Origin of the sequence: Streptomyces sp. NBC_00083, assembly GCF_026343295.1 — a bacterium.
Lineage (GTDB): Bacteria > Actinomycetota > Actinomycetes > Streptomycetales > Streptomycetaceae > Streptomyces.
The window spans coordinates 141,522-154,725 of record NZ_JAPELY010000004.1 but is presented as its reverse complement, the minus strand read 5'-3'; the positions used below and the strand labels follow the sequence as shown (position 1 = coordinate 154,725).

Annotated in this window: 10 protein-coding genes, 1 tRNA gene and 1 pseudogene; 3 read left to right on the top strand and 9 right to left on the bottom strand. The window is 68.4% G+C overall.

What is annotated here, in order from left to right:
• Positions 1-128 precede the first annotated feature (128 nt).
• The 8 genes and pseudogenes from OOJ98_RS30805 to OOJ98_RS30770 form a co-directional block, all read right to left on the bottom strand.
• Positions 129-674, bottom strand: a complete 546-nt coding sequence (locus tag OOJ98_RS30805) for a SigE family RNA polymerase sigma factor (protein ID WP_267058412.1) — start codon at positions 672-674, stop codon at positions 129-131.
• Between the two features lie 178 nt (positions 675-852).
• On the bottom strand, positions 853-1,782 hold the full coding sequence (locus OOJ98_RS30800; protein WP_267058411.1) for a DUF1906 domain-containing protein: 930 nt from the start codon (positions 1,780-1,782) through the stop codon (positions 853-855).
• A gap of 233 nt (positions 1,783-2,015) precedes the next feature.
• The gene (locus tag OOJ98_RS30795) at positions 2,016-3,182 is read right to left on the bottom strand and encodes a lipid-transfer protein (RefSeq protein WP_267058410.1); all 1,167 of its coding nucleotides are present in this window, start codon (positions 3,180-3,182) and stop codon (positions 2,016-2,018) included.
• Between the two features lie 161 nt (positions 3,183-3,343).
• A pseudogene (locus tag OOJ98_RS30790) lies at positions 3,344-3,721 on the bottom strand (MaoC/PaaZ C-terminal domain-containing protein); the annotation flags it as partial.
• Positions 3,718-4,827, bottom strand: coding sequence for an acyl-CoA dehydrogenase family protein (locus OOJ98_RS30785; protein WP_267058409.1), 1,110 nt, complete (start codon positions 4,825-4,827; stop codon positions 3,718-3,720). The gene OOJ98_RS30785 and the pseudogene OOJ98_RS30790, both read right to left, overlap by 4 nt.
• On the bottom strand, positions 4,827-5,747 hold the full coding sequence (locus OOJ98_RS30780) for an OB-fold domain-containing protein (RefSeq protein WP_323177951.1): 921 nt from the start codon (positions 5,745-5,747) through the stop codon (positions 4,827-4,829). Before OOJ98_RS30780 ends, OOJ98_RS30785 begins: the two co-directional genes overlap by 1 nt.
• Positions 5,748-5,761: 14 nt before the next feature.
• Positions 5,762-6,925 (bottom strand): acyl-CoA dehydrogenase family protein, encoded by a 1,164-nt coding sequence (locus OOJ98_RS30775; protein ID WP_267058723.1) that lies wholly within the window; start codon positions 6,923-6,925, stop codon positions 5,762-5,764.
• A 352-nt stretch (positions 6,926-7,277) separates the two neighbouring features.
• Complete coding sequence (locus OOJ98_RS30770) at positions 7,278-7,589, bottom strand: hypothetical protein (RefSeq protein ID WP_267058407.1); 312 nt, start codon at positions 7,587-7,589, stop codon at positions 7,278-7,280.
• 471 nt (positions 7,590-8,060) lie between these two features.
• Here OOJ98_RS30770 and OOJ98_RS30765 point away from each other — a divergent pair, with 471 nt between their 5' ends.
• Positions 8,061-8,924 (top strand): bifunctional DNA primase/polymerase, encoded by an 864-nt coding sequence (locus OOJ98_RS30765; RefSeq protein ID WP_267058406.1) that lies wholly within the window; start codon positions 8,061-8,063, stop codon positions 8,922-8,924.
• Between the two features lie 78 nt (positions 8,925-9,002).
• Here the strand turns inward: OOJ98_RS30765 and OOJ98_RS30760 are convergent.
• A tRNA-Ser gene (locus tag OOJ98_RS30760) sits at positions 9,003-9,089 on the bottom strand.
• A 1,238-nt stretch (positions 9,090-10,327) separates the two neighbouring features.
• Between OOJ98_RS30760 and OOJ98_RS34870 the strand changes: the two genes are divergently transcribed.
• A complete protein-coding gene (locus tag OOJ98_RS34870; RefSeq protein ID WP_323177950.1) occupies positions 10,328-10,711 on the top strand; it encodes an ABC transporter permease in 384 nt (127 codons plus the stop codon).
• Positions 10,712-10,788: 77 nt separating this feature from the next.
• Entirely contained in the window at positions 10,789-13,194 is a 2,406-nt protein-coding gene (locus tag OOJ98_RS30755) for a glycoside hydrolase domain-containing protein (RefSeq protein ID WP_267058405.1), read from the top strand.
• Positions 13,195-13,204 lie beyond the last annotated feature (10 nt).

Genomic DNA, 13,204 nt, shown 5'->3' with positions numbered 1-13,204 from the left:
CTGCCGAATTCTGCTCACGTACCGCGCGGTATGTCACTACCCGGGAGTAGTTTCGGGCCGGGTTCCGCGAAGTTACCTGCGGATACTCCGGCGGTGAACGCCGCGTGGGAACCGGCCGTCACCGGGCGTCACCGTATGGGTTCGAGCTCCGGGTCCTCACGGAGCTTGCCGAGCGCGCGCGACACCGCGCTCTTCACCGTGCCCACGGACACGCCCAGCACCTCGGCGGTCTGCGCCTCGCTCAGGTCCTCGTAGTACCGCAGGACGACCATGGCCCGCTGCCGGTCGGGCAGCTTCATCACCGCCCGCCACATGGCGTCGTGCAGCACCTGCTGGTCGGCCGGGTCCGGGCCGGGCACGGTCTCCGGCTCGGGCAGCTCCTCGCAGGCGAACTCGTCGACCTTGCGCTTGCGCCACTGCGACGTACGGGTGTTGAGCAGCGCGCGGCGCACATAGCCGTCGAGCGCCCGGTGGTCCTCGATGCGGTCCCAGGCGACGTACGTCTTGGTCAGCGCCGTCTGCAGCAGGTCCTCGGCATCGCTCGCGTTCGCGGTCAGCGAGCGCGCGGTGCGCAGCAGCACGGGGCCCCTTGCGCGGACGTACGACGAGAAGGACGCGTACGCGGGGTAGGGCGTCGCCGCCCGGGAGGCGGTGGTGCAGACGGGCGTTGTCATGGCTCCACGCTATGAGCGCGAAGGCCCCCCGGGATCGGCCCCAGGTCCCGAAGCGGTGTCCGCCTCAGGTTGTAGGGGTGGGGGTGGCTGCACCTCCTGAAGGTGGAGGACGCGACCCCGGCCCTCAGGGTTCAGCCCCCCGGCCGGGGGCGGCCGGGGGGCTGAGCGGGGGCCCGCTTCAGCCGATGCGGGCGACCGGGGCGTCGACCTGGTTGCGGTCCACGGCCAGCCGGTACCCGCCGTGCGACTCGGTCACGTCACCCGCGTACTGGTGGATGCGCGACCGGCGCCAGCCGTCCTCGCGCAGCGACTCCTCCTCGTATACGGCGGCCTCGGTGTGCCAGCGGGCGAACCAGATCACCGCCGGCAGGTCGCCCACCCCGGACTGCCGCGCCTGCTCCATCTGTCGCACCCCGGAATCCGCGCTGCTGTAGAACCCGGGGAGGTAGCCGTGTCCGCGCACTTCCCGGTTCCAGGCCCGCACGAAGTCGAGCGTGGTGCGGGCGCACGCCGCGTTGCCCACGTCGTACGCCTCCATGTCGAGGAAGAGCGGGCTGCCGGACAGGATGCCGAGGGCCTGTGCCTCCCGCACCGCCTGGCCCGCCTCGGAGCTGCCCTGCTCCGCCGGCCGGCTCCCGATCCGCACTCCCTGCTTGTTCTTGGCGTAGACGCACGGCGCCTGCGACCCCACGAAGACGGGCAGCACCTGCCACCCCATCTCGTGCACCTCGCTCACCCAGTTCCGGTTCAGGTTGGGCTGGGCCGTGCAGTGCCGGCCGCGGCCTCCGTAGTAGATGCCGACCGCGTGGTACGACGAGCTCCGCCAGCCCCGCATCGCCGCCAGCGACGGCGTGTTGCAGGTGTCGAAGGCGGCGCCGGTGAAGTGCGGCGCGACCGCGACGCGTTCGTCGTCCGGCCCGTCGTCGGCCGGGGCCGCGACCGCCGTGGGGGAGAGCAGCGTGACGAGGGCGAGGAGGGCGGCGAGGCCGGCGCTGAGAAACGTGGCGAGGGAGGTGGTGCGGGAAGTGGTGAGGGAGGTCGTGGCGGGACTCGTCGCGGAACTCGTCGCGGAACGGGCGGCGGGCTGCTTGCTCTTGAGGCGGCGCATGGCCCGAGTGAACGGCCCCCCGCACCACCCGGCCACCGCTCAGCCCGCAGCGTCGGCCGTCCGTGCGGAGGATCAGCCGTCCGGCCCGCGGTGACCGGGGCGACCGGGGTCGGTGACCGGGGCGAGCGGGGTCGGTGACCGGGGCGAGCGTCAGGCGTCCCTCCACCAGGGGCGAGCCCAGACGCCGTGTCAGCCCTCCCTCCCAGGGGCCGGCCTCCGGCCCCGACGTCGTGTCAGCCCTCCCTCCCCAGGACCAGCCCCGACGTGGGGACGCCCGTGCCGGCCGTCACCAGGACGTGGGCCGCGCCCGGTATCTGGTTCACCGATGTGCCCCGGATCTGCCGCACTCCCTCCGCTATGCCGTTCATGCCGTGCAGATACGCCTCGCCCAGCTGCCCTCCGTGCGTGTTGAGCGGCACCGCGTCCGCCGCCACGAAGTCGGCGCCCTCCCCCGGCCCACAGAACCCGAACTCCTCCAGCTGCATCAGCACGAACGGCGTGAAGTGGTCGTACAGGATCGCCACGTCGATCTCGGCGGGGCCGAGCCCGGAGCTCCGCCACAGCTGCCGGGCGACCACCCCCATCTCGGGCAGCCCGGTCATCCCGTCCCGGTAGAAACTGGTCATCGCCTCCTGTCGACGGCCGGCTCCCTGCGCCGCCGCGCCGATCACGGCGGGCCGCTGCCGCAGGTCCCTGGCCCGCTCCGCGGTGGTGACGACGATCGCCTGTCCGCCGTCGGTCTCCTGGCAGCAGTCGAGGAGCCGCAGCGGCTCGACGATCCACCGCGACGCCGCATGATCGGCCAGGGTGATCGGCTTGCCGTGGAAGTAGGCCGCCGGGTTGGTCGCTGCATAGCGTCGGTCGGTGACGGCGACATGCCCGAACACCTCGGGCGTCAGCCCGTACGTGTGCAGATAACGCTGCGCCGCCATGGCCACCCAGGACGCGGGGGTGAGCAGCCCGAACGGCAGGGCCCAGCCGAGCGCCGCCCCCTCCGCCGACGGCTCACGCTGCTGCACCCCGGAGCCGAAGCGACGCCCCGAGCGCTCATTGAACGCCCGGTAGCAGACCACCACTTCGGCGACCCCGGTGGCGACCGCGAGCGCCGCCTGCTGCACGGTGGCGCAGGCCGCGCCGCCCCCGTAGTGGACACGCGAGAAGAAGGACAGCTCGCCCATGCCGGTCGCCTGCGCCACGGATATCTCGGGGCTGGTGTCCATGGTGAACGTCACCAGGCCGTCGACGTCCGAGGGCGCGAGCCCCGCGTCGTCGAGTGCCGCGTGGACCGCCTCGACCGCCAGCTTCAGCTCGCTGCGCCCGGAGTCCTTGGAGAACTCGGTCGCCCCGATCCCGACGACGGCCGCCCGCCCGCCGAGCGAATCGGCCCCGCGCACGCTCATGACGCCACCCCGCTGCCGGAAGCCGCCCCCGCGCCCGGCCCCGGACGCGGCACCGGTTCGGGCCCCGGCTCAGGCCCCGGCTCCCGCCGGGACGACGGCGCGGGCGCCGGCACGGACATGGGCTCCGGCACGGACACCGGCGTGGACTCCGCCGCCGGCGCCGGCACGGACACCCGTACCGTGCCGGTGACGTGGTGGCCGAGCCCGTTGGCCCCCGTCACCCGCACCACGGCGTCCTCCCCCTCCACCTCCGTGACCGTGCCGGTCAACGTCATCGTGTCCCCCGGGTAGTTGGGCGCCCCGAGCCGTATCCTCACCGCCCGCAGCCGCGCCGTCGGCCCGAAGCAGTCCGTGATGTAGCGGCCGACCAGGCCGTTGGTGGTCAGGATGTTCATGAAGATGTCCGGCGACCCCTTCTCCCGCGCGAGCACCGCGTCGTGGTGCACGTCCTGGTAGTCGCGCGAGGCCACCGCGCCCGCCACGATCAGGGTCCGGGTGATCGCTATCTCCAGCGGCGGCAGCTCGTCTCCTGCCCTCATGCCTCCACCAGCCCCTCCGTAGCCGCCGTCCCTGCTGCCGTCCCTTCCGCCGTCCCTTCCGCTGCCTCGCGCCGCTCCGACACAATCAACTCCCCCAATTCCGCCAGCAGTTCCGCCCCGCATCCGAGGTAGGCATCGAGCTGCCGGCCCCACAGGAAGTGCCGGTGCACGGGGTGTTCGAGGTCGGCCCCCAGGCCGCCGTGCAGATGTTGGCCCGCGTGCACGACGCGGGTGCCGGCCTCGGACGCCCACCATGCCGCCGTCAGCGCGTGCGTCCCGTACCGCAGCCCTTCGTCCCGCCGCCAGGCCGCCTCGTACGACGTGACCCGTATCGCCTCGGTGTCCATGTACGCGTCGGCGGCGCGCAGCAGCACCGCCTGGTTGGTGGAGAGGGGCCGCCCGAACTGCTCCCGGGTCGTGGTGTGCCGGACCGCCCTGGCCAGTGCGCCGGCGCAGACCCCCGCCTGGAGCCCTGCGAACGCGGTGCGGGCCGTGGCCAGTACGTCCTCGTAGGGCGCCGCCCCCGCCGCCGGCCCGCCCACGCGCTCGGCCGGTGTGGAGGCGAGCGTGAGACGCCCTGCCGACCAGGGCGCGGTCGTCTCCACGGGTGCGGTCTCCGCGTCGGCGACCCGCACCAGCCACAGGCGCCGCTCCTCGTCCGGAACCAGCACATGGGTGGCGTCCCGCAGCCAGGGCACCAACGGGACGGTCCCGGTCAACTCCCCCTTTCCGACCGCCCGTACGCGCCCCGCTCCGGCGGGGAACGCTCCGGTCGCCACCGCCGTACCGTCGCGCAGCGCCGGGAGCAGCCGCTCGCGCTGTCCGGCCGTACCGTGCGCGGCGAGCGCGAGGATGCCGTAGACACAGGCCGCCGCGAACGGGACCTGGGCCGTAACCCTGCCCTGCTCCTCAAGGGCGAGGACCAGGCCGAGGAGGCCGACCTCCTCGACGGCCGCGGGCAGCCCGGCCGCGCACAGCGCCTTCCACAGCTCGGCGTCGGAGCCCGTGCCGGCTGCGGCGAGCCGCTCATGGGTCGAGAGGTCCCCGAAGATCTGAGCCGCGAGGTCGCGCACGGCGGCCTGCTCATCGGTGGGCGTGAAGTCCATCAGGCCACCGCCGCCCGGAAGAGCGGAAGCTCCAACTCAGCGTCCACGCGCGTGAATTCGAGGCGCACGGGCATGCCGATCCGCACCTCGTCCGCCGGCACCCCCACCACATTGCTGATCATCCGCACGCCCTCCGCGAGCTCGATCAGGCCGACCGCGTAGGGCGGGTCGAAGGCGGGGAAGGGCGGGTGGTACATGACGACGAACGAGAACACGGTGCCCTCGCCGCTCGCCTCCTCCGCCTCCCACCGCGCCGATCCGCAGGCATGGCACCCCGGCAGCCAGGGGAAGCGCGGCTCGGCGCAGTCGGTGCAGCGCTGGATGAGCAGCCGGTGCTCGGCGACTCCCGCCCAGAATCCGGCGTTGTCCCGGTTGACGACGGGCCGGGGTCGCGCGGGCCGCCGCTGAGCGGCCGCCGACGAACCACGCTGCGCGGGCGCGTACTTGAGGATGCGGAAGCGGTGGGTGCCCGCGAGCCGGCCGTTGGCCAGGACGTCCATCCGCGTGGTGATGAAGTGGCCGGTGCCCAGCTTGGTGGTCTTGCGCTCCGACACCTCCTCGATCACCGCGTCATAGCTGACGCGGTCGCCGGGGCGCAGGTCGCGTACGTACTCCTGCTCGCAGTCCGTCGCCACCACCGAGGCGTATCCCGCGCCGTCGAGCAGCTCGAACAGCTCGTCGTAGGCCGTGGCGCGGCCCGTGCCGTCGCCGTGCCCGGAGAGGCCGCCCATCGTCCAGGCCTGGAGCATCGTGGGCGGCGCTATGGCGTCGGGCCCGGTGTAGGCGGCATGGGTGTCACCCATCGCCTCGCACCAGTGCCTGATCATCGGCTCGTTGACCAGGTCCTTGCCGACCCCCGCGGTCGCCGCGGCCTGCCCCTCGAACTTCTTCAGCCGCCCCAGGAACTCCGTCTCGCTCACCCCGCCCCCGTCCTTCACCGCTTCCCCCGCTTCATCCCGAGCCGCATCGTCGCGACGATCTCCCGCTGCACCTCGCTCACCCCGCCCCCGAACGTGTTGATCTGCGCCGCCCTGTTCATCCGCTCCAGCTCCCCGTCCCCGAAGGTGCCGGGCGAACCACCCCGTATCAGGCCCGCGTCCCCCACGATTTCCCGACACATTCGATACGTTTCGACCGCGGACTCCGTTCCCGTGAACTTCACCCCGCTGGCGTCTCCCGGGGCGAGGATCCCGGCCCCGACATCCCCCACCAAACGCCAGCTGAGCAGGCGGTTCACCGCCAGCCTCGCGTGCGTGGCGGCCACCTTCGCCTTCACCCAATCGTGGTCAACACGGCGCTCGGAAGTCACCGGATCGGGCGTACAGGCGGCGGTGAGCGCGGCCTCGTAGAAATCCTCGGCCTGCATGCCGATCGCGGCGAGTGCGACCCGTTCGTGGTTGAGCTGGTTGGTGATCAGCCCCCAGCCCGCGTTCTCCTCGCCGACCAGGTTCCCCAGCGGCACCCGGATGCCGTCGTAGTACGTCGCCGTGGTGGTCAAGCCGCCGACCGTCTCGATCGGCGTCCAGGAGAATCCGGGCGCGTCGGTCGGCACCAGGACGATCGAGATGCCCCGGTGCTTGGGCGCGCCGGGATCGGTGCGACAGGCGAGCCAGATCCAGTCGGCGTTCTGGGCGTTGGAGGTGAACACCTTCTGCCCGTCGATCACCCAGGTGTCGCCGTCCCGCACGGCCCTGGTGCGCAGGGCGGCCAGGTCGGTGCCGGCCTCGGGCTCGCTGTAGCCGATCGCGAAGACCAGCTCGCCGCGGAGGATCCTGGGCAGGAAGTAGGCCTTCTGCTCGTCGGTCCCGTACTTCATCAGGGTCGGGCCGACCGTGTTGAGGGTGACCATCGAGACGGGCGCTCCCGCGCGGTAGGCCTCGTCGAAGAAGACGAACTGCTCGTCCGCGCCGCGCCCCTGACCCCCGTACTCGACGGGCCAGCCGAGGCCGAGCCACCCGTCGGCGCCGATGCGGCGCAGCAGCGCGCGCTGGGCATCGGGATCCGCGGCGGCCGGCGGCCCGTCCGGCATCAACCGGGCGAAGTAGGAGCGGAGTTCGGAGCGCAGTCGCTGCTGGCGCTCGGTCGGGGCGAGGTGCACGACGGCGGCCTTCCGTGCGTACGGGGCGTACGAATGCGTACGGGTGGGGTGTGCGCTGACGCGTTTCTGACTGTCCGTCAGATAGAGCGGAACTGTCAATGCCCGCGCACCACGCGCACCAGCCGGGCGCCCACGGGACGGCCGCACCCGGACCCCGGCCCCCTCCGCACGCGAACGGCCCGGGATTCCCACCGCCTCGCACGCGAACGGCCCGGGATTCCCACCCCCTCGCACGCGAACGGCCCGGGATTCCCACCCAGCGCAAGCGAACAGCCCGGGTGACCGTGCCTCAGCACTGTCACCCGGGCCGTCCATCACCCCCCGGACCGGACCCCGCGGTGGGGGCCGCGGGTCACCAGAGGCGGGTGAAGTTCACGGCGACATTCTCGTTGCCCTGGTTGATCGACGTGAAGGCGGAACCGTTCACCTGGGCGGTGTTGTTCTGGTTCGAGGCGCCGGACCCGACGGCCTGCTGCTGCGTGGTGGACGAATTACCCCGGTTGTCGTGCCCGACCCCGCTGCCGCTGACGGTTGCCACCGCCGCGTTCGATCCGTGACCCGCGAGGGCGCCGTTGTCGGCGGTCGCCACACCCGAGAAGAGGGCGGCGGCGAGGGGCAGCGCGGCAACGACGGCGAGGACGCGGGCGGTACGGATGCTTGCCATGTCAATTCCTCCAGGAACCGGAAATACGGGTTGGTTCGGCGTTCCGGACCGCTCCTGCGTCACATGAGTGACGTAAGTGCGGTCCGTTCCAAGGCAGTTGGCCGACCGCCTCGGACGCTTGGTGACGACGTCGCGACATCAGAGTTGCCCACCGAATCCCCGGCGAACCAGTCAATGAGGCACCTTTCGCCCGCAAGCGTGAGGACATGTCGATAAACCCCCAATGCGATACCAAACCGCTGGCCAGGGCTGAACTTTCGCGTCGGCGCCGCGCCCTCCCATAGGAAGAACCGTTTCCGCAGGGATTCGGCCAACCTTGGCCGCCACCATCCGCTCACCTGGAAGACACCGGTGCGCCACCGGGTCGTCGCCCCGCGCGGATGGGGTCGAGGGGCGGGACCGGACGCCGTGCGAGCGGGGCGGCCCCGGACAGGGATTCCCTTTCTCGAACATTCGTACGAACATGGAGCCATGGCCACCATCGACCGGCAGGCCGCCACCCTGGCCCTCGCCCACGCCCTGTCCGCCGCCGAGCGCGGCCTGCCCGTCATCCCCCTGTCGCGCACCAAGCTCCCCGCGCTCCCCTCGCCGCACCGCAATGGCGCGCACCCGGTGCTCTGCCGGGGCGAGTGCGGCATGCCGGGGCACGGGGTGCACGACGCGACCACGGATCCGGCCGCGGTACGCGCGCTGTTCGCGGCGGCGCCGTGGGCCACCGGCTACGGCATCGCCTGCGGGCGGGCGCCGCACCACCTCATCGGGATCGACCTCGACACCAAGCCCCCGGGCGCCGACGCCACGGCCGCGCTCCAACACCTGGCGCTGCGGCACCTGTTCACCATCCCGGAGACGGTGGTCGTGATCACCCCGAGCGGGGGCCGCCACATCTGGCTGACCGGGCCGCCCGACACCGTCGTGCCCAACTCGGCGAGCCGCATCGCCCCCGGCATCGACATCCGGGGCGCCGGCGGCTACCTGGTCGGGCCCGGCTCCCTCAGCAGCCGGGGCGTCTACCGCCTCGCCCCCGGCACCGCCCACCTCGGCCCGGCCCCCTGCCCCGGCACCCTGCTCGGCCTGCTGACCCCTCCGCCCCGGCCCCACCACCCCGAGCAGCCCGGCGACCACCAGGGTCAGGGCCTGGTGCGTTTCGTCCTCGCCGCCCACGAGGGCCAGCGCAACACCCGCCTGTTCTGGGCGGCGTGCCGGGCCTACGAGAACGGCATCGGCGAACAGCTCACCGCCGCCCTCGCCTCGGCCGCCGTCCACACCGGCCTCACCCCCCACGAGGCCCACGCGACGATCGCCTCGGCGGCACGGATGAGCGCGTCGCGATAGGGCCCCGCCGGACAGCGAGAAGGGGCGCCCCGGAATCCGGAACGCCCCTTCTCAACAGGCCCTGGGGCCGTTCACCTGCGGTGGGTGTGGGATTTGAACCCACGGTGACATCGCTGCCACGACGGTTTTCAAGACCGTTCCCTTAGGCCGCTCGGGCAACCCACCCGCGCCCCGCCGACCAGCGTCGGAGCGGGTACAGCGTACCGGCTCCCCGGCGCCTGGACCGAAGCCTGTCCAGCGACGAGCCATCAACTCCTGAGCACCCGGCACAACAAGCTCCGACTGGACTGCCGGAAGCGGCCTTGCCGGCGAGCTTCTGGCGCGGCGTCCTTTTCAGCAGCTCAGTTCCGTCGTTCAGGCTGCCACCTCCGCCATGTACCTCCATACGCGGCTGCGGCAGAGGCGTGTCAAGCCTTGTCCTCCTGAAAGGCTCCAAACAGAGCAGCCGCGTCGGAGCTGCACCGCCTGAGGCGTCTGGACCGCGGAGGCAGCCCCGCCCCAAATGCATCGAGAAACTGCAGCAGAGTCTGGCGTGACCCGGGGCAGGTACATCGCGGACTGTTCCGCGATCGCGGCCGCTCGTTCAGGGCACACCTATGATGCAATTTTATAACTCTGGAAGACATATCCCCCATGCACCCAATTAAAGACTTTTGAGATATATTCACCAATGACCAAAATGCAAGCCAATGGAAGTGGTCGCCGTATTCTCTCCAAAGGGTTGCACGAAGGAGGGTAACAATCCCACAACATCCCGGCTCACGACGGAACGAAACCCTCTTGAAATCCCTCCGCACTCCATGTCTACTAAGGTCAGCTGGGGGTCGGCGCGCTCCCGCAGCACAGAAGCGCCTCCGGGGGGACGAAATTGCTGCACATCAATAGGCTTGGCTTCTCGGCTGCGTCGGCAGCCGTCAATAAAACCAATACAGCAACGCCCACTTCGGCTAGAAATCCGAGTTTGGACGCGCTGGCCTCAGCGGTCTCCATAGGCAGGGACGGACAGTCAACCGTGACGTTCTGTCCAAGCGAGTAGGAGCGTCACAGCATGGTCGACCCGGGAATGGCAACAGATGGCTACGCCCGCACTCCGATGACCGCGGTGGGGTCCAGCGCTCACCTACCCGGAATCCAGTCTTCCTGATTCTATTGGACTGCCCGAAGCCCCGCCCAGGGCCGATACCCGCTGATGAGGCACACACTGACAGCGTTAACGAGGGCCAACGGGCGGTGCCCGGCGGCCGGTAAATGGACCTCGCGTTCCCGTCGTACCTTTTCATCCCGTACCGGTTCGGGAGATCACCAAACTCACGATTTTCTAACAGCCGACATTCGGCTCGTTCAGAGACCGCCGAGCCACTCCGTTCCCCAGCCCTCACCGTTGCCGCAGTCTGCTGCCCCATATGTCCGATGGGGGCGACAGTCCGCCACCACCGTCGGATCTGAATTGCAGGACCCGTGTTCCTGCTGCGACGAACCGATCGGTAATGCGGACTGCCACAAATCCGCAGCGAACCTTAACTGCCTCGGTCGTGTGCGCGGAGAAGGTGCGATCATTCCTGATCGCGTGTAGATGCCTAACCGTCAGCGTGGTTGGGATTGCGAACACCACTCTGGTCGCGACCATGGAGCGCATCAGCGAGATCGGCCTCCGGCGTGCACTTGGCACGCTGGACCGTCGCAGCGCCAGGCACTTACTGACCGAATCCGTCGCTTTGGTCTTGATCGACGGGTCTCTCCACCTCATCTTGCACAGCTGTCATCGTCAGCGTCTCCTCAGGCGCTGACAAATTGTGCCGTCCGGCAGGCTCTACGGACCAGACCGGACAGTGTTCCTGAGCACTCATCCGAAAGGAATCTGATCATGGCCGACGAGAAGGTGCTTGAAGCGCAGAAATGGGTGAACGGAACCTACGGGAGCACATCTGGATATCAGAAGTGCCCCGAGGACGGAAGGGTGGGCTGGTCCACCATGTACGCCCTCATAATGGGGCTACAGAAGGAACTCGGCATCAGTCCGGTGGTTGCCAACTTCGGGGACGGAACCGTCAGCAAGCTGGCGTCTCTCGGCGAACTCGGCAGTGGCTGGGCCGGTAATAAGAACATCGTCAAGATCATTCGATACGGATTGTTCTGCAAGGGATACACCGGCGGGTACTACGACACCGGTTACTTCGACTCGGACATGGAACTTGCCGTCAAGCACATGCAGTCCGACATGGGCCTGGATCAGAGTGGAAAACTCCAGGCGAAGGTCTTCAAGGCAATGCTTAACATGGACGCCTATGTACTGACCGCAGGCGGGTCGGACGAGGTCCGCTCCATCCAGAAGTGGCTGAATGGTCGCTACTGGACGAAAAAGACCGTTGACATCGGGCCGGCAGACGGGCACTACTCCCGCAACGTCCAGCAGAACCTGATGAAGGCCATCCAGCTGGAGTTGGGAGTCGCCGAGGCGGATGCCACCGGGAATTTTGGTTCCGGAACACAATCCGGGCTCAAGTCCAAGGCTATGATATCCGAGGGATCGTCCGGTATATTCGTTCAGCTGTTCTCTGCGGCGTGCGTGTTCAACCAGCCCATCGTCACTGTCGACGGATCGGGAAACACCGTGCAGACCAAGACGGTTTCCAAGTCGACGTTCGACAGTAATCTGGCGACATTCGTTACCATCTTCCAGCAGTTCTCGGGGCTGGCTGTAAATGGTCACGGAGATTACGCGACGTGGTGTCAGCTTCTCGTGTCGATGGGTGATCCGGACCGACCGGTTACAGCTTCCGACACCGCCTACACCATTACACCATCACGGGCGAAGAAAATGTACAGCGACGGCTACCGGTTCGTGGGTAGGTATCTGAATGAGGCCTCCTCCGGCGGCGGTTCAAAGATGCTTGAAGAAGGTGAACTCGCCAACATCTTTGCCGGCGGCCTTCGCGTATTCCCAATTTTCCAGGACAACGGCAGGAGCCTGAACGAGTACAAGTTCGAGACCGGTGTCGCTCACGCCCAGAAGGCGCACGATCAGGCGGTGCATTTCGGATTCAACCGAGGCACCGTGATCTACTTCGCCGTCGACTATGACGCCACCGACGGCGACATGCCTCAAATCCTGGACTACTTCCGGGGTGTTGCGTCTGGGCTCGGGAGCCGCGGCAAGCGGTACATACACGGCGTCTACGGATCCCGGAACGTATGCGCTCAGGTCACCAAGGAGACGTACGCGCGCTTTTCGTTCGTATCCGGCATGTCCTGGGGCTTTTCGGGCAATTTGGGGTACCCACTGCCGCCGAACTGGTCGTTCAATCAGATCAAGGAGTACCAAGTCAGCAACGGGACCGATACTTTCGCACTCGATCGCGATGCCCATGCTGTCGGAACTGACCCTGGCCAAGACAAGGTCAACAGCCCCGTAACGCCCACGGACGCCTTCATCACCTACATCCAATCGCTGTACGACCTTGCAAAGGCCTACGGTAAGGGAGACCCGAACCGGCTCGTTATGGAGTACATCCGTAGTGACAACTACGACGACGCAACCTGGCGAGGCATGCTCGGACAGGCTGACGCAGGCTTCATCGCTTACGCCAACGATCACAACATGGCAATCTGGACCGAATTCAAAGACCCGTTCACCGGTCAATACCTCGGCCCAGAGCACATGATGGCCACGGCAAACGGCCAGTACGTGAAGCCGAACCCACAGGGAGACATCAGCCTCGGCGACGTCGCCGGCTGGGGCGGCGACCTGATGACCCTATATGGCGAATGGCGCCGCGACCACGGCTCCTACGCCTCCGGCGCGACCTACATCAACGACAAGATGGGCAAGATCGGCGTCGCCTCAACGTTCACCTTCACCGATCTCGTTGAAGATGCCGACGGATACCTCCTTGCCCAAGCCGTTCGCGGCGGCAAGACCATTGCCGAGGCTGTCCACGACCACTACCTGGGCAGTGGAGGTCTGACACGCTTCAATGCCTACGTCAACCAACGCTTTGGAGGTACCAGCAGCGAGGCAGCCCACCAGGCGAACAAAATACTCACCGACACCCCCGTGTCTTCAGACGGAGTCATCCTGGTCGGCGGTCGTGCCCTCCTGATCAAGCAATTCGGCGGGAGTACGGCCCTCATGCCGTGGCTACTTCCTTCCGACCAGCTTGACGAGTGGTGCAACGCGTTCGGTAAAAGCTTGGTGCAACATGCCTCTACCGAGACTCTGCAGCAGGCCAGATACAAAGTGAACCAGCAGCGGCTGCTTGGCTCGAGGTAACGTCAGGACG